The following is an 18,736-nucleotide window of genomic DNA, read 5'->3' as shown; positions in this document are numbered from 1 at the left end:
CCAGCCCTCAGTTCGAAAGGGGACGTCCGGTGGCAGGCGACGACAAGCTTCGCGAGTATCTGAAGCTGGTGACCACTAACCTGCGGGATGCCAACCGGCGCCTGCGGAGCATCGAGGAGGCAGCGCAGGAGCCGATCGCGATCGTCTCGATGGCGTGCCGGCTTCCCGGCGGGGTGAACGACCCGGAGGACTACTGGCGGCTGCTGGCGGCCGGGACCGACACGGTCACGCCGCTGCCCGACGACCGCGGGTACGACCTGGAGAACCTCTACCACCCGGACCCCGGCCACCCGGGCACCAGCTACGCCCGCTCCGGCGGGTTCATGAGCGGCGTCGACCAGTTCGATGCGGCGTTCTTCGGCATCAACCCCCGCGAGGCCGTCGCCATGGACCCCCAGCAGCGGCTGCTGCTCGAGGTGACGTGGGAACTGCTCGAACGGGCCGGCCTCGACCCGGCCGCGGTTCGCGGGCCGGGCACCGGCGTGTTCATGGGCGCCAGCAACCTCGACTACTTCAACCTGTTCGACCACGCCTCGCCCGAGATCCTTCAAACCCTGGGCGGTTACCTGGGCACCGGCAACGCCATGAGCGTCATCTCCGGGCGGCTGGCCTACAGTTTCGGCCTCGAGGGCCCGGCCGTCTCGATCGACACCGCGTGCTCGTCCTCGCTCGTCGCCGTCCACCTGGCCTGCCAGGCGCTGCGGCAGCGGGAGTGCGGCCTGGCAGTGGCCGGCGGCATCACGGTAATCCCCAGCATCGGTCCGTTCGTCATGTTCAGCAGCCAGCGGGCGCTCGCCCCGGACGGCCGCTGCAAGCCGTTCGCCGAGGCGGCCGACGGGTTCGGGCTCGCCGAGGGCGTCGGCGTCCTGCTGCTCGAACGGCTGGCCGACGCACGCGCCAACGGGCACCAGGTGCTGGCCCTGATCCGCGGCAGCGCGGTCAACCAGGACGGCGCCTCCAACGGGCTGAGCGCTCCCAACGGCCCCTCGCAGCGCCGGGTCATCCGCCGGGCGCTCGCCAACGCGCGGCTGAGCGCCGAGCAGGTGGACGCGGTCGAGGCGCACGGCACCGGCACCACGCTCGGCGACCCGATCGAGGCGCAGGCCCTGATGGCCACGTACGGCCAGGACCGCCCCGGTGGCAAGCCGCTGTGGCTGGGCTCGGTGAAGTCGAACATCGGCCACACCCAGGCGGCGGCCGGGGTCGCCGGCATCATGAAGATGGTCCTGGCCATGCGGCACGGCGTGCTGCCCCGGACGCTGCACGTGGACGCGCCGTCGTCCCACGTGGACTGGACGGCCGGTGCGATCGAGCTGCTGACCTCGCCCCAGCCGTGGGCTGCGGACGACCGGCCACGCCGGGCCGGGGTCTCGGCGTTCGGCATCAGCGGCACCAACGCGCACCTGATCCTCGAGGAGGCTCCGCCGGAGCCGGAGCCGGAGCCGTCCGCACCGATCGGGGGCGTCGTGCCCTGGGTGCTGTCGGCGCGCACCGACCGGGCACTGACCGAGCAGGTGGCCCGCCTGCGTGAGCATGTGGCCGGCGCGGCCGGCGATCTGGATCCGGTTCGCGTCGGCCGGCTGTTGCTGTCCGGCCGCGCCCGCCTGCCGCACCGGGCGGTATTCCTCGGCGACGGCCGCGACGAACTGCTGGCCGCGCTGGACGACATCGACGCGGTGCGTGGAACGACCGGCGCGGGCACCGGCGGCGTGGTGTTCGTCTTTCCCGGCCAGGGCGCCCAGTGGGTCGGCATGGGCCTCGCCCTGTGGGAGTCCGAGCCGGTCTTCGCGGCCGCGATGCAACGCTGTGCCTCCGCCCTGGCGCCGCTGGTGGACTGGTCGCTGCGAGAGGTGCTCGGCGACGCCCGGGCGCTGGATCGCGTGGATGTCGTTCAGCCCGCGCTCTGGGCGATGATGATTTCGCTCGCCGACCTGTGGCGGCACTGGGGCGTCGAACCGGCCGCCGTGGTCGGGCATTCGCAGGGCGAGATCGCCGCGGCTGTCGTCGCCGGGGGACTGTCACTGAACGACGGCGCGCGGGCAGTGGTCCTGCGCAGCAAGGTGATCGCCGCCATCGCCGGGCAGGGCGGGATGGTGTCGGTCCGGGCGCCGCTGAGCGAGGTCACGCCGCTGCTCGAACCGTTCGGGCTGTCGATCGCCGCGGTCAACGGCCCGTCGCAGATCGTGGTGGCGGGGCCGGCCGACGGATGCGACCGTTTCGTGGCGGCACACACCGCCCTGGGCGCACGGCGGATCGCCGTCGACTACGCATCGCACACCGCTGCCACCGAGCCCCTGCGGGAGCAGGTGGAACGGGAACTGGCCGACCTGGCGCCGATGGCCGGCAACGTGGCGTTCTGGTCCGCGGTCGACGCCGCGATCACCGAGACCGCCGGCCTGGACGCCGCGTACTGGTACACCAACCTGCGCCGGACCGTCCGGTTCGCCGACACCGTGCAGGCGCTCATCGCCGCCGGGCACCGGACGTTCGTCGAGCTGAGCCCGCACCCTGTTCTGACCATGGCGGTCGAGGCGGCCGCCGACGGCCTGGTGGTGACCGGCAGCCTGCGCCGCGGGGAGGACACCCGGCGGCGGTTCATGCACGCGGTGGCCACACTGCACGCGGCCGGTGTCGAGGTGGACTGGACGCCGGCCCTCGGGGACGGCCCGGTGCGGCCGGTGGCCCTGCCGACGTACCCGTTCCAGCACGAGCGCTACTGGCCGGAACCTTCGGCGGCGACCGGTGGACTGGACGGGCTGGACTCGGCGTTCTGGGCGGCGGTGCAGCGGCAGGACGCCGGGGTGGTGCTGCCGGCCCTGGCAGCGCTGCGGGACAAGCGGGCGCGTTCGCAGGTCGCTGCCTGGCGCTACCGGGTGGGCTGGACGCGGCTGGCGACGCCCGGCTCCCGGTTGTCGGGCAGGTGGGCGGTCATCGGCGACGACACCGGGGAATGGGCTTCCGCGCTGGCGGCGGCCGGTGCTGAAATCGTGGACTCACGTTCGGACCGGCACGCGACCGTGGTCATCCCGGGCACCGGACCGGATTGCGCGGCCCGGCTGCTGGCAGTCATGCAGGCCGGGCCGGAGACGGGCCGGTTGTGGGTGGTCACCAGCGGCGCGGTGGAGCCGGTGACTGATCCTTGGCAGGCACAGCTGTGGGGTCTGGGCCGGGTGTTCGGGTCGGAGTCGCCGGACCGCTGGGGCGGCCTGATCGACGTGGCCGATCCCGCGGACGCCGTGCCGGTGCTGGCCGGCGGGAACGGCGAGAATCAGGTCGCGATCCGCTCCGGCGGCGTCTACGGGCTGCGGCTGCGCCCGGCGCCGGCGCCGTCGGGTGCGGGCTGGCGCCCGACGGGGACGGTCCTGATCACCGGCGGCACTGGTGCGCTGGGCGTACGGGTGGCGTTGTGGACGGCTGCCGAGGGAGCTCAGCGTGTGGTGCTGCTGTCGCGCCGGGGCATCGCGGCCCCCGGTGCGATCGACGCGGTGCGGCAACTGGCCGACGCCGGCGTCGCGGTCGAAGTGGTGGCGGCCGACGTCGCCGACCAGGCAGCGCTCGAGGCCGTGACCGCCCGCATCCCGGGCCTGGACGCGGTCGTGCACACCGCCGGCGTGCTCGACGACGGGATGATCGCCTCGTTGACGCCGGAGCGGCTGCAGGCCGTGGCACGGGCGAAAGTCGACGCGGTACGGGCGTTGGACCACGCGACGGCGGACCGGAAACTGTCGGCGTTCGTGCTGTTCTCGTCGATGGCCGCCCTGGTCGGCTCGCCGGGGCAGGGCAACTACGCGGCGGCCAACGCGTTCCTGGACGCCTACGCCGCCCACCGCCGGGCACAGGGCGTGCCGATGGTGTCGGTCGGCTGGGGCGTCTGGGCCGGTGGCGGCCTGGCGGACTCCGACGTGGTGCGTAGCCGACGCGGGATGGCCGGGATGGACCCCGAGGCGGCGGTGACCGCGCTGGCCCACGTGCTGGACGGCGACCCGTACCTGGCGGTGGCCCAGATCGACTGGACCGAGCTGGCCGACGGCCGGGGCGTTCCGGCGTGGCTGAGCGAGCTGCCGGACCTCGGCCCGGTCACCACCTCCTCGCTGGCGGCGCAGCTCGGGCAGTCGGCTGCGGCCCAGCGCCCGGCGATCGTGCTGGACCTGGTGCGCCGGCACGCGGCGTCCGTTCTCGGGCACGCGGACTCCGGCGCGGTGGAGGCCGGCGCGGCGTTCCGGGACCTGGGGTTCGACTCGCTGACCGCCGTGGAACTGCGTAACCGGCTGGCCGCGGCGAGCGGCCTGACGCTGCCGGCGACCCTGGTGTTCGACTTCCCCACCCCGCAGGTCCTGGCCGAGCACCTGCTGGCGGAACTGACCGGAACAGCGGCCGGCGCCGCCCCGGTCACGGCTGCGGTGGCGCTGCTCGACGAGCCGATCGCGATCGTGGGAATGAGCTGCCGTTTCCCGGGCGGCGTGCGATCGCCGGAGGAACTGTGGGAGCTGCTGGCCGCGGGAGAGGACGGCATCACGTCGTTCCCGGCCGACCGTGGCTGGGACACGGTCGTCGAGTCGAGTGCCACCGGCCAGGGCGGTTTCCTGGACGACGTGGCCGGGTTCGACGCCGCGTTCTTCGGGATCAGCCCCCGCGAGGCGCTTGCCATGGACCCCCAGCAGAGGATCCTGCTGGAATCGGCGTGGCAGGCGCTCGAGGACGCCGGGATCGACCCGACCGGGTTGCGCGGCTCGGACACCGGCGTCTACATGGGCACCAACGGCCAGGACTACGGCGGCCTGTTCGCGGGGCCGCAGACCGGCGGCGAGGGCCACCTGCTGACCGGCAACGCGGCGAGCGTGCTGTCCGGCCGGCTGGCGTACACGTTGGGTCTCGAAGGCCCGGCTGTCTCGGTCGACACGGCGTGCTCGTCGTCGCTGGTGGCCTTGCACCTGGCCGGGCAGGCGCTGCGGTCCGGCGAGTGCTCGATGGCGCTTGTCGGCGGTGTCACGGTGATGTCGACGCCCCAGCTGTTCGCCGAGTTCTCGCGGCAGGGCGGGCTGGCGCCGGACGGGCGGTGCAAGGCGTTCGCGGACGCGGCCGACGGCACCGGCTGGGGTGAGGGCGTCGGTGTCCTGGTGGTGGAACGGCTCTCGGACGCCCACCGCCACGGGCATCAAGTTCTCGCGGTCGTCCGCGGCACCGCGGTCAACCAGGACGGTGCCTCGAACGGGCTGAGCGCGCCCAACGGCCCGTCCCAGCAGCGGGTCATCCGTCAGGCCCTGGCGAACGCGGGGCTCGACGCCACCGACATCGACGCCGTGGAGGCGCACGGCACCGGCACCCGCCTGGGGGATCCGATCGAGGCGCAGGCCTTGGTGGCCACGTACGGGCAGGACCGGCCCGCCGAACGCCCGTTGTGGCTCGGCTCGGTGAAATCGAACCTAGGCCACACGCAGGCGGCTGCCGGTGTGGCCGGGATCCTGAAGATGGTCCTGGCGATGCGTCACGGTGTGTTGCCGCGGACCTTGCATGTGGATGAGCCGTCGTCGCATGTGGATTGGTCGGCTGGGGCGGTTGAGCTGCTCACGTCGCAGCGTCCGTGGGAGTCCGGCGGTCGGCCGCGTCGGGCGGGTGTGTCGTCGTTCGGGATCAGTGGCACGAATGCGCATGTGATTTTGGAGGAGGCTGGGCCGTCGCCGGTTTCGGAGAGCCGGGTGGTTCCGGTGGTGCCGTGGCTGGTGTCGGCGCGTGGTGAGCGGGCTCTCGAGGAGCAGGTGGCTCGGTTGCGGGAGTTCCCGGTGGCTGATCCGGTGGCGGTGGGGCGGGCGTTGGCGTTCGGGCGGGCGTTGTTGCCGCATCGGGCGGTGCTGGTCGGTTCTGAGACGGTGACCGGCATGGCGACCCCCGATTCCCGGGTGGCGTTGATGTTCTCGGGTCAGGGCAGTCAGCGTCCAGGGATGGGTCTCGGCCTTTACGAGGCGTTCCCGGTGTACGCGGCGGCGTTCGACGAGGTGTGCGCGGCGTTGGACATGCCGTTGCGGGAGGTGATTGTCGGCGATTCGCTGGATGAGACCTCGAATACGCAGCCGGCGTTGTTCGCGGTGCAGGTCGCGGTCTACCGGCTCCTGGAATCCTGGGGCATCACTCCGGCTGCCCTCGGCGGCCACTCGATCGGCCTGATCGCGGCGGCTCACGTGGCCGGGGTGCTGGACCTGGCCGACGCGGCGCGGCTGGTGAAGGCGCGTGGCCGCCTGATGCAGGACCTCCCGGCGGGTGGGGCGATGGTGGCCCTGGACGCCTCCCAAGCCGAAGCGGAAGCGTTGATCGCTGGTTACACCGATCGGGTCGGTGTGGCGGCGGTGAACGGCCCGTCCTCCACGGTGATCTCGGGTGACGAGGCTGTGGTCGAGGAACTGGCCGCGCGGTGGCCGGGCAGGTCGCGGCGGCTCAATGTCAGCCACGCGTTCCACTCGCCGTTGATGGAACCGATGCTGGCCGAGTTCGCTGCTGTCTTGTCCGAGCTGACCTGGCACGCGCCTGAGTTGCCGGTGGTCGGCGGGGAGGTGGACCAGCCGGAGTTCTGGGTGCGGCATGCTCGTGAGGCGGTGCCGTTCCACGACATGGTGACCGAGTTGAGCGGTCACTTGTTTGTCGAGATCGGTCCGGACGCGACGCTGTCGGCGATGGCCGCCGACGCCGGGGTCTGGCTGCCGGTGCTGCGGCGAGACAAGGACGAACCACAGGCGGTACTGACCGCGCTGGCCGGGGTTCACGTGCACGGCGGCAAGGTGGACTGGGCCGCCATTCTGGGCGAGGGCCCGGCCCGGCCGATGGGTCTACCGGCGTACCCGTTCCAGCACGAGCGGTTCTGGCCGCAGCCGTCGACGGTGGCCGGCGTGGACGGGCTGGACGCGGCGTTCTGGGACGCGGTCCGGCGCCAGGACGTGGACGTGGTCCTGCCGGCGCTGGCGTCGCTGCGGGAACGGCAGTCGCGGTCGCAGGTGGCCGGCTGGCGTTACCGCCTGGGCTGGTCGCGGCTGACGCTGCCGGAGGGCCGCCTGTCCGGCCGGTGGGCGGTCATCGGCGGCGGTCCCGAGTGGGCGGAGGCACTGGCGGCGGCCGGGGCCGAGGTCGTCGTGGCCGATCCGGCCGGACCGATCCCGCGCGGGCTGACCGGCGGCGTGGTGCTCGCGGGCACCGGCCCGAACTGCGCCGCACGCCTGCTGAACGTGCTCCAGGCGTGGCCGGACACGGGCCGGCTGTGGGTGGTCACCAACGGCGCGGTCGAGCCGGTGACCGACCCCTGGCAGGGCCAGTTGTGGGGCCTGGCCCGGGTGTTCGGCTCGGAGTCGCCCGACCGATGGGGTGGCCTGATCGACGCCTCGGACCCGTGGGAGGCAGTCGCGGTTCTGGCCGGCCGGCGCGGCGAGAACCAGGTTTCGGTACGCCCGGAAGGCGTGTTCGGGCTGCGCCTGCGCCCGGCGCCGGTGCCGTCCGGCCCGGGGTGGCGTCCGTCCGGAACGGTTCTCATCACCGGCGGCACCGGTGCGCTGGGCGTGCGGACCTCGGAATGGGTGGCGTCGCGAGGCGCCCGGCGGGTGGTGCTCGCGTCCCGCCGCGGAATCGAGGCGCCGGAAGCGGTGCAGGCGGTGGCCCGGCTGACCGAGGCCGGGGTCGCCGTGCAGCTGGTGGCCGTCGACGTCGCGAACCGGTCAGCCGTAGCCGCCCTGGTCGGCCGCATCCCCGGCCTCGACGCGGTCATTCACACGGCGGGCGTGCTCGACGACGCGATGATCGGCTCGCTGACGCCGGACAGGCTGGCGACGGTGGCGCGGGCCAAGATCGACGCGGTGCTGGCGCTCGACTCGGCGACCGCCGGCCGGGACCTGTCGGCGTTCGTGGTGTTCTCGTCGATGGCGGCGCTCGTGGGCGCGCCCGGGCAGGGCAACTACGCTGCGGCCAACGGCTTCCTGGACGCTTTCGCGCTGCACCGGCGGGCGCAGGGTGGGCCGATGGTGTCGGTCGGCTGGGGCGTCTGGGCCGGTGGCGGCCTGGCCGACAACGATCTGGTCCGCGGGCGGGCGAACCGTTCCGGGCTGACCGGGATGGACCCGGCGGCGGCGGTGACCGCGCTGGCCCACGCTCTGGACGGCGACGGATACCTGGCCGTTGCCCAGGCCGACTGGACCCGCCTGCTGGCCGGCGCCTCCGGCATCCCGGCGTGGCTGAGCGAACTGCCCGAAGCCGGCGAGATCGTCGTTCCGGATTCGTCGCTGGCGGCCCGGGTCGGACGGGCGTCCGCCGAACAACGGCCGGCCATCGTCCTGGCCGTGGTCCGTGAGGGTGCGGCGACCGTCCTCGGACACGCGAACGCGGCGGCGGTGCAGGCCGACGCGGCGTTCCGGGACCTCGGGTTCGACTCGCTGACCGCGGTCGAGCTGCGTAACCGCCTGGTCTCCGCGACCGGGCTCTCGTTGCCGGCGACGCTGGTGTTCGACTACCCGACCCCACGGGTCCTGGCCGAGCACCTGCTGGCCGAGCTGACCGACGCGCCGGCGCAAATGGAGCCGACTGCGGCAGCCGTGGCGCTGCTCGACGAGCCGATCGCGATCGTCGGGATGAGCTGCCGTTTCCCGGGCGGGGTCGGCTCCCCGCAGCAACTGTGGGAGCTGCTGGCGGCCGGCGGCGACGGCATCACAGCGTTCCCGGTCGATCGGGGCTGGGACGCCGGCCTGGACGCGAGCGACACCGACCGGGGTGGCTTCCTGGACGACGTGGCCGGGTTCGACGCCGCGTTCTTCGGGATCAGCCCCCGCGAGGCCGTGGCGATGGACCCCCAGCAGCGCCTGTTGCTTGAGTCCTCGTGGCAGGCGCTCGAGGACGCGGGTGTCGACCCGACCGGGTTGCGCGGCTCGGACACCGGCGTCTATGTCGGAACCAACGGCCAGGACTACGGCGCCCTGTTCGCGGGGCCGCAGACCGGCGGCGACGGCCACCTGCTGACCGGCAACGCGGCAAGTGTCATCTCCGGCCGGCTGGCATACACGCTGGGGCTCGAAGGCCCCGCCGTCTCGGTCGACACGGCGTGCTCGTCGTCGCTGGTGGCCTTGCACCTGGCCGGGCAGGCGCTGCGGTCCGGCGAATGCGGCCTGGCGCTTGTCGGCGGCGTCACGGTGATGTCGACTCCGGCGCTCTTCGTCGAGTTCTCCAAGCAGGGCGGACTGGCTCCCGACGGGCGGTGCAAGGCGTTCGCCGACGCGGCCGACGGCACCGGCTGGGGTGAGGGCGTCGGCGTCCTGGTGGTGGAACGGTTGTCGGACGCCCACCGTCGCGGCCATCGGGTCCTGGCGGTCGTCCGCGGCACCGCGGTCAACCAGGACGGCGCTTCGAACGGCCTCACCGCCCCCAACGGCCCCTCCCAGCAGCGGGTCATCCGGCAGGCGCTGGCGAACGCGGGGCTCGACGCGGCCGACGTCGACGCCGTGGAGGCGCACGGTACCGGCACCCGCCTGGGCGACCCGATCGAGGCGCAGGCCTTGGCGGCCACCTACGGCCGGCACCGCCCGGTGGAACGGCCGTTGTGGCTCGGCTCGGTGAAATCCAACCTCGGCCACACCCAGGCGGCGGCCGGCGTCGCCGGGATCATCAAAATGGTGCTCGCGATGCGCAACGGCGTGCTGCCGCGGACGCTGCACGTGGACGCGCCGTCATCGCAGGTCGACTGGACGGACGGAACGATCCAGCTGCTCACGTCGCCTCGCCCGTGGGAGGCCGGTGGGCGGCCCCGGCGGGCGGGTGTGTCGTCGTTCGGGATCAGCGGCACCAACGCGCACGTGATCCTGGAAGAACCCGATGCGGTTCCGGCTCTTGAGGGTCCGTCGCTGCCGCTTGTGCCGTGGGTGGTTTCCGCCCGCAGCGACCAGGCCCTGGCCGAGCAGGTGGCCCGATTGCACGAGTTCCCCGCGGCGGATCCCGTGGACGTGGGCCGCGCGCTGGCGTTCGGGCGGGCCCAGTTGCCGCATCGTGCGGTGCTGATCGGTTCCGAGTCGGTGACCGGGGTGGCGGCTGCCGATACCCGGGTGGCGTTGGTGTTCTCGGGCCAGGGCAGTCAGCGTCCGGGGATGGGTCTCGGTCTTTACGAGGCGTTCCCGGCGTACGCGGCGGCGTTCGACGAGGTGTGCGTGGCGTTGGACATGCCGTTGCGGGACGTGATCAGCGGCGCGGATTTGGATCGGACGGAGTTCACTCAGCCGGCGTTGTTCGCGGTGCAGGTGGCTTTGTTCCGGCTGTACGAGTCGTGGGGTGTGACGCCGGCGGCGCTGGGTGGTCACTCGATCGGTTTGATCGCGGCGGCTCATGTGGCGGGGGTGCTGGATCTGGCGGATGCGGCGCGGTTGGTGAAGGCGCGTGGCCGTCTGATGCAGGACCTGCCGGCCGGTGGGGCGATGGTGGCCCTGGACGCGTCGCGGGCCGAGGCGGAGGCGTTGATCGCTGGTTACACCGATCGGGTTGGTGTGGCGGCGGTGAACGGGCCGAAGTCCACCGTCATCTCCGGTGATGAGGTTGTGGTGGGGGAGTTGGCGGCTCGGTGGTCGGGTCGTTCGCGGCGGTTGAAGGTGAGCCATGCGTTCCATTCGCCGTTGATGGAGCCGATGCTCGCCGAGTTCGCAGCGGTCCTGTCGGAGCTGGCGTGGCACGCCCCGCAGTTGCCGGTGGTCGGTGGGGAGGTGGACCAGCCCGAGTTCTGGGTGCGGCATGCGCGTGAGGCGGTGCCGTTCCACGACATGGTGACCGAGCTCGACGGCCACGTGTTCGTGGAGATCGGTCCGGACGCGACGCTGTCGGCGATGGCGGCCGATGCCGGGACCTGGCTGCCGGTGCTGCGCCGCGACCGCGACGAACCGCAGGCGGCGCTGACCGCGCTGGCCGGGGTTCACGTGCACGGCGGCAAGGTGGACTGGGCCGCGATCCTTGGCGAGGGCCCGGCCCGGCCGGTGGACTCGCTGCCGGCGTACCCATTCCAGCACGAACGTTACTGGCCGCGTACCTCCGGCGGTTGGGGCGGCGACGTGGGCGCCCTCGGCCTCAGCTCGGCCGACCATCCCCTCGTCGGCGCGGCGGTGTGGCCGGCCGACGGCGACGGCGTGGTGCTGACCGGGCGCCTGTCGCTGGCCGCCCAGCCCTGGCTGGCCGACCACGCCGTGTTCGGCTCGGTCCTGCTGCCCGGCACGGCGTTCGTGGAGATGCTCGTCTGGGCCGCCGACCAGGTCGGATGCGCCGTGGTCGACGAGCTCACGCTGCCGACCCCGCTGGTGATCCCGGCCCACGGCGGTGCTCAGGTCCAGATCTGGGTCGGCGACGCGGACGACTCCGGCCGCCGCCCGGTGAACGTCTACTCGCGCCGGGAACAGAGCGACGCCCCGTGGACACGGCACGCGACCGGCGTCCTGACCCCCGAGCCCGTTCCGGCAACCGATCCACTGACCTGGCCGCCCTCCGACGCCGAACCGGTGGACCTGACCGGCCTCTACCCCCGCTTGGAGCAGCGTGGATACGGCTACGGCCCGGCGTTCCGCGGCCTGAAAGCACTGTGGAAGTCGGCGACCGAGGTCTACGCCGAGGTGGCCCTGCCCGACCAGACCGAGGCGGAGAGCTTCGGCCTGCACCCGGCACTGCTGGACGCCGCTACCCACGCGATCGGCGCCGGCGGCCTGGTCGAACCCGGACGGGCCTTGCTGCCGTTCGCCTGGAACGGTGTTCGCCTGCACGCTTCCGGGGCGGCAACCTTGCGGGTGCGGCTGACTCCGCACGAGGACACCGCCGACGCTGTGCGGGTGGCTGCGTTCGACCCGGCCGGGCAGCCGGTGCTGACCGCCGAGGCGCTGGTTCTGCGCGAGCTGGCCGCAACCTCGGCGGCGGATCCAGCGGCCGGCACGGCGCAGTCGCTGTACACGGTGGAGCTCTTCCCTGTGCCGGGGGCCACCGGGCCGGCGGAAACAGGGGGCACCCAGGTCACGGTCTGGAGCCCGCCGACCAGCGAGGACACGGACGTGGCGGCCGGGGTGTCGGCCGCCGTGGTGGCGACGCTCGCCCGGGTGCAGGAGTGGTTGGCCGACCCGGCCACCACCGAGAGCCGCCTGGTGGTGCTGACCCGGGGCGCCTCGGACGGCGCTGATCTGGCCGCGGCGGCGGTGTGGGGTTTGGTGCGGTCGGCGCAGTCGGAGCATCCGGACCGGTTCGTGTTGCTCGACACCGACGGACCGGACCAGCCTTCCGGCGAAGTTCTCGGGATGGTGGCGGCGGCTGGTGAACCGGAGTTGCTGCTGCGTGACGGTGTGCTGCACGCCCGGCGGCTGGTTCGGGCGGCTGGCGGGGGTTTGGCGGTTCGGGTGGGTGAGCGGTTGGCGATGTCGGAGCCGGGTGCGCTCGACAATTTGACCGCGGTGCCGTATGCGCAGGCTTTGGCTCCTTTGGCTGGTGGTCAGGTGCGGGTGGCGGTGCATGCGCAGGGTTTGAATTTCCGGGATGTGCTGGTCGGGTTGGGGATGTATCCGGATCCGGGTGCGGTGATGGGTGGCGAGCTGGCGGGTGTGGTGCTGGAGGTCGCCTCCGATGTCGACACGCTTGCGGTCGGTGATCGGGTGTTCGGTGTCGGTGCCGGTTTGGGTCCGGTGGTGGTGACGGATGCGCGGTTGGTGGCGCGGGTGCCGGGTGGTTGGTCGTTGACGGACGCGGCTTCGGTTCCGGTGGTGTTTTTGACCGCGTTTTATGCGTTGCGGGATTTGGCTGGTGTTCGGCCTGGTCAGCGGATTTTGATTCACGCGGGTGCGGGCGGGGTGGGGATGGCGGCGATTCAGCTGGCGTTGGCGTGGGGTCTTGAGGTGTATGCGACGGCGAGTCCTGGTAAGTGGGAGGTGTTGTATGGGCTTGGTGTTGCGCGGGAGCGGGTGGCTTCGTCGCGGGATCTGGGTTTCCGGGAGAAGTTCGCGGGTGGCGTTGATGTGGTGCTCAATGCGTTGACGGGTGAGTTCATTGATGCGTCGTTGGATCTGCTGGCGCCTGGCGGCTGGTTCCTGGAGATGGGTAAGGCGGATCTGCGTGACCCGGCGGGTGTGAACTATCGGGCGTTCGATGTGATGGAGGCCGGCCCGGATCGGTTGGGTGAGATGCTGGCCGAGCTGTTGGACATGTTCGCCGGCGGTGGTGCCGAGTTGCTGCCGGTGACGGTGTTCGAGGTGTCGCGGGCGGTTGCTGCGTTGCGTTATCTGCAGGCGGCTCGGCATGTTGGCAAGGTGGTGCTGCGTTACCCGGCGCCGGACCCGGACGGCACGGTGCTCATCACCGGCGGCACCGGCGGACTCGGTTCGATGCTGGCCCGGCACCTGGTCGATACCCGCGCGGCCGGCGAGGTGCTCCTGCTGTCGCGTCAGGGGCCGCACGCGCCGGGCGTACCAGAACTTGTCTCTCATCTCGCCCGGACCGGCGCGCGGGTCCGGCTGGCGGTCTGCGACGCCGCCGATCGGGCCGCCCTGGCGACGGTGCTTGCCGGGCAAAGGCTGACCGGTGTGGTGCACACGGCCGGGGTGCTCGACGACGCCACCGTGGAATCGCTGACGCCGGAACGAATCGCGACGGTGCTGCGGGCAAAAGTGGACGGCGCCTGGAACCTGCACGAGCTGACCCGCCAGGCCGCGCTCACGTCGTTCGTGATGTATTCCTCGGCGGCGGCCACTCTCGGCGCGGCCGGGCAGGGCAACTACGCGGCCGCCAACGCCTTCCTGGACGCCCTGGCCCAGCACCGCCAGGCCGCCGGGCTGCCCGGTCAGTCGCTCGCCTGGGGCGCCTGGGAAGCGGGCGCCGGCATGACCGCGACTCTCGACAGTGCCGACCTCGCGCGGATGCGCCGCGGCGGCGTCGGGGCCCTCTCCCGCGAACAGGGCATGGCGCTGTTCGACGCGGCGGCCACCGACGCCCGGCCGGTGCTGGTCCCGATCCGGCTGGACGTGGCGCAGCTGCGGCGCAACGGCGGCGCCGCGGTGCCGGCCCTGTTGCGGACGCTTGCCGGTGGAACCCGGCGGGCGGCGGCCGTGGCCGGGCTGAGCGGGGAGCTGGCCGGCCTGACCGGCCCGGACCGCGAACGTACGGTCCTGGAACTCGTACGGGCGCAGGCCGCCGTCGTTCTCGGGCACGCCGACAGCCGGGCGGTGGACGCCGACGTCGCGTTCCGGGACCTCGGTTTCGACTCCCTGACGGCTGTCGAACTGCGAAACCGCCTCACCGCGGTGAGTGGTCTCCGGCTGCCGGCAACTCTCGTCTTCGACTACCCCACGCCGCGGGTGCTGACCGGGTACCTCGTCGACGAACTGGCCGGTTCGAGCCCCAGGAACGCCGTGGCGGCCCCGGCCGCCGCGCCGATCGACGAGCCGATCGCCATCGTGGGCATGAGCTGCCGCTTCCCCGGCGGCGTGGACTCCCCGCGGCAGCTGTGGGATCTGCTGGCGGCCGGCGGTGACGGCATCACGGCGTTCCCGGCCGACCGCGGCTGGCCGGAAACGGACGGCACCGATCGCGGCGGGTTCCTGACCGACGTCGCCGGGTTCGACGCCGGGTTCTTCGGCATCAGCCCCCGTGAGGCGCTCGCGATGGATCCGCAGCAGCGGCTGCTTCTCGAATCGGTGTGGCAGGCCCTGGAGGACGCCGGGATAGACCCGACCGGCCTGCGCGGTTCGGACACCGGGGTCTACGTGGGTGTGGCGGCTTCCGGGTACGGCCTCGGCGCGGACGTCGGCGAGGGCCATGCGCTGACCGGTTCGACGACCAGCGTGGCGTCCGGCCGGGTCGCGTACACCCTGGGGTTGGAAGGCCCGGCGGTCTCGGTCGACACCGCCTGCTCGTCCTCGCTCGTGGCCCTGCACCTGGCCGGGCAGGCCCTGCGCTCCGGCGAGTGTTCGCTGGCGCTGGCCGGCGGCGTGACGGTGATGGCGACGCCGGGCATCGTGGTCGAGTTCGCCCACCAGGGCGGCCTCTCCCCGGACGGCCGTTGCAAGGCGTTCTCGGATGAGGCGGACGGCACCGGTTGGAGTGAGGGTGTCGGGGTTCTGGTGCTGGAACGGCTTTCGGACGCTCGTCGTAACGGCCACCAGATCCTTGCTGTCGTACGGGGGAGCGCGGTCAATCAGGACGGCGCCTCGAACGGGCTGACGGCTCCGAATGGTCCGTCGCAGCAGCGGGTGATCCGTCAGGCGCTGGCGAATGCGGGTCTGAACCCGGCCGATGTCGATGCGGTGGAGGCGCACGGCACCGGAACGAAGCTGGGTGACCCGATCGAGGCGCAGGCGCTGCTTGCCACTTACGGTCGGGACCGCTCTGAGGATCGGCCGTTGTGGCTGGGTTCGGTGAAGTCGAACATCGGCCATACCCAGTCGGCGGCCGGCGCAGCCGGGGTCATCAAGATGGTCCTGGCGATGCGTCACGGTGTGTTGCCGCGGACCTTGCATGTGGATGAGCCGTCGTCGCATGTGGATTGGTCGGCTGGGGCGGTTGAGCTGCTCACGTCGCAGCGGCCGTGGGAGTCCGGCGGTCGGCCGCGTCGGGCGGGTGTGTCGTCGTTCGGGATCAGTGGCACGAATGCGCATGTGATTTTGGAGGAGGCTGGGCCGTCGCCGGTTTCGGAGAGCCGGGTGGTTCCGGTGGTGCCGTGGCTGGTGTCGGCGCGTGGTGAGCGGGCTCTCGAGGAGCAGGTCAGCCGGTTGCGTGAGTTCGAGGCGGCTGATCCGGTGGCGGTGGGGCGGGCGTTGGCGTTCGGCCGGGCGTTGTTGCCGTATCGCGCGGTGCTGCTGGGTTCGGAAATGGTGACCGGGGTGGCGGCCGCCGATGTTCGGGTGGCGTTGATGTTCTCCGGGCAGGGCAGTCAGCGTCCGGGGATGGGTGAGGGGCTTTACGAGGCGTTCCCGGTGTACGCGGCGGCGTTCGACGAGGTGTGTGCGGCGTTGGACATGCCGTTGCGGGACGTGATCAGCGGCGCGGATTTGGATCGGACGGAGTTCACTCAGCCGGCGTTGTTCGCGGTGCAGGTGGCCCTGTTCCGGCTGTACGAGTCGTGGGGTGTGACGCCGGCGGTGCTGGGTGGTCATTCGATCGGTTTGATCGCGGCGGCTCATGTGGCCGGGGTGTTGGATCTGGCGGATGCGGCGCGGCTGGTGAAGGCGCGTGGCGGTCTGATGCAGGACCTGCCGGCTGGTGGGGCGATGGTGGCCCTGGACGCGTCGCAGGCCGAGGCGGAGGTGTTGATCGCCGGGCACACCGATCGGGTTGGTGTGGCCGCCGTGAACGGGCCGAAGTCCACCGTCATCTCCGGCGACGAGGCCGTTGTCGAACAGTTGGCGGCTCGGTGGCCGGGTCGTTCGCGGCGGTTGAAGGTGAGCCACGCGTTCCACTCGCCGCTGATGGAACCGATGCTCGCCGAGTTCGCCGACGTCCTGGCCGAGCTGACCTGGCATGCCCCGCAGATCCCGGTGGTCGGCGGTGAGGTCGACAACCCCGAGTTCTGGGTTCGCCACGCGCGTGAGGCGGTGCCGTTCCACGACATGGTGACCGAGCTCGACGGGCACCTGTTCGTGGAGATCGGCCCGGACGCGACCCTGTCGGCGATGGCTTCCGACGCCGGGACCTGGCTGCCGGTCCTGCGACGGGACAGAGACGAGACGCAGGCCGCGCTGACCGCGCTGGCCGGAGTACATGTGCACGGCGGCCAGGTCGACTGGTCGGCGCTTCTGGGCAGCGGCCCCGTGCCGCGGCTCGACCTGCCGACGTACGCCTTCCAACGCGAGCGCTACTGGCTGCAGCCGTCGGCGCCGCTGGACGGACTCGGCGCGGCGTTCTGGGAGGCGGTGCAACGTCAGGACGCGGACGTTGTCCTGCCCGCGCTGGCCGGTCTGCGCGAACGGCGGACGCGGACGGAAGCGACGGCCTGGCGATACCGGATCGGCTGGACCCGGCTGGCGGCGCCCGGCACCCGGCTGTCAGGCAAGTGGGCGGTCATCGGGGATGACAGCGGCCGCTGGGCGAGTGCGCTCGCCACGGCCGGCGCCGAGGTCGTGACGGGCGAACTGCCCGCCGACCTGACCGGCGGCGTGGTACTTCCCGGCACAGGTCCGGACTGCACCGCCCGCTTGCTGGACGTGATGCAGACGTGGCACGGCTCCGGCCGGCTGTGGGTGGTGACTCAGGGCGCGGTCGCCCCGGTGACCGACCCCTGGCAGGGTCAGCTGTGGGGTCTGGGCCGGGTGTTCGGCTCGGAGCAGCCCGACCGCTGGGGCGGGCTCATCGACGTGCCGGACCGGATCGGCGGGCTGGCCGGATCCGATGTCGCGGCGGACGTCGTGCGCCTGCTCGGCGGAGAGCACGGTGAGACGCAAATGGCGGTTCGTCCGGACGGGGTGTTCGGGTTGCGACTGCGAGCGGCCCCCGTGCCGTCCGGGGTGGGATGGCGGCCCTCGGGAACGGTCCTGATCACCGGCGGAACCGGGGCGCTGGGCGCTCGCGTCGCCTCCTGGGCGCTCTCCGAAGGCGCGCGGCGGGTGGTGCTGGCGTCCCGGCGGGGCATCGCGGCGCCCGGCGCGGCAGCGGTTGTTCAGCAGCTCACCGGTTCCGGCGCCGCGGTCGAGGTCGTGGTGGTTGACGTCGCCGACCGGTCGGCGGTTTCGGCCCTCGTCGCCCGCATCCCGGATCTGGACGCGGTGCTGCACGCGGCGGGTGTGCTCGACGACGGGATGATCGGGTCGCTCACGCCGGAGCGGCTGGGGACCGTGGCTCGGGCCAAGGTCGACGCGGTGCTGGCCCTGGACGAGGCGACCTCGGACCGCAGGCTGTCGGCGTTCGTGCTGTTCTCGTCGGTGGCCGCCCTGGTCGGCGCGGCCGGTCAAGGGAACTATGCGGCGGCCAACGCGTTCCTGGACGCCTACGCGCAGCAGCGGCGGGCGCAAGGCGTCCCGATGGTGTCGGTCGGCTGGGGGGCTTGGGCCGGCGACGGCATGGCCCACGACCGGGGCAACCGATCCGGGATCGCCGGCATGGACCCGGCAGTGGCGGTGGCAGCCCTGGCCCACGCGCTGGCCGGCAACGACGGTTACCTGGTGGTCGCCCGGATCGACTGGTCCCAGCTGGCGGGCGCCGGGGGCGTCCCGGCCTGGTTGAGCGAACTGCCCGACGTGCCACGGGTCGCCACCCGGGAGTCGTCGCTGGCGTCACTGGTCGGCCAGGCCGCCCCGGCGCAGCGACAGCCGATCGTTCTCGCCGCCGTACGGGAACACGCGGCCGTCGTTCTCGGACATGCCGACGCCGCGGCGGTCGGGGCCGGCAGCGCGTTCCGGGACCTCGGGTTCGACTCGCTGACCGCCGTGGAGCTGCGCAACCGGCTCGCCTCGGCGACCGGGCTCTCGTTGCCGGCGACGCTGGCGTTCGACTACCCGACGCCGCTGGTACTCACCGACCACCTCTGCCGGCAGCTGGCCGGCGACGAGACCGAGGACGCGGCACCGACAGTGCTCGACGAGATCAACAAGCTGGAGAACTCGCTGACGGCCCTGGCCGCCGAGGACTCCGGGACGGAACTTCGAAAAGAAGTCACCGAGCGATTGAAGGCCCTGCTGTCAACGTGGCGGGATGTCGATCGCGGCGGCGAGGAGAGCGTCCTGGAACGGCTTCAAGACGCCTCGGACGACGACCTCTTCGACTTTCTCGACAATCGCTGAAC

The 18,736-nt window shown here is 72.4% G+C and carries 2 pseudogenes; both read left to right on the top strand.

Annotated elements, in window-relative coordinates:
* Positions 1–53 precede the first annotated feature (53 nt).
* A pseudogene (locus C8E87_RS45095) lies at positions 54–18,524 on the top strand (type I polyketide synthase); the annotation flags it as partial.
* A pseudogene (locus C8E87_RS47070) lies at positions 18,519–18,734 on the top strand (phosphopantetheine-binding protein); the annotation flags it as partial. The pseudogenes C8E87_RS45095 and C8E87_RS47070, both read left to right, overlap by 6 nt.
* Positions 18,735–18,736 lie beyond the last annotated feature (2 nt).

The organism is Paractinoplanes brasiliensis (assembly GCF_004362215.1).
Taxonomy (GTDB): domain Bacteria; phylum Actinomycetota; class Actinomycetes; order Mycobacteriales; family Micromonosporaceae; genus Actinoplanes; species Actinoplanes brasiliensis.
This window is presented reverse-complemented; position numbering and strand designations above follow the sequence as displayed.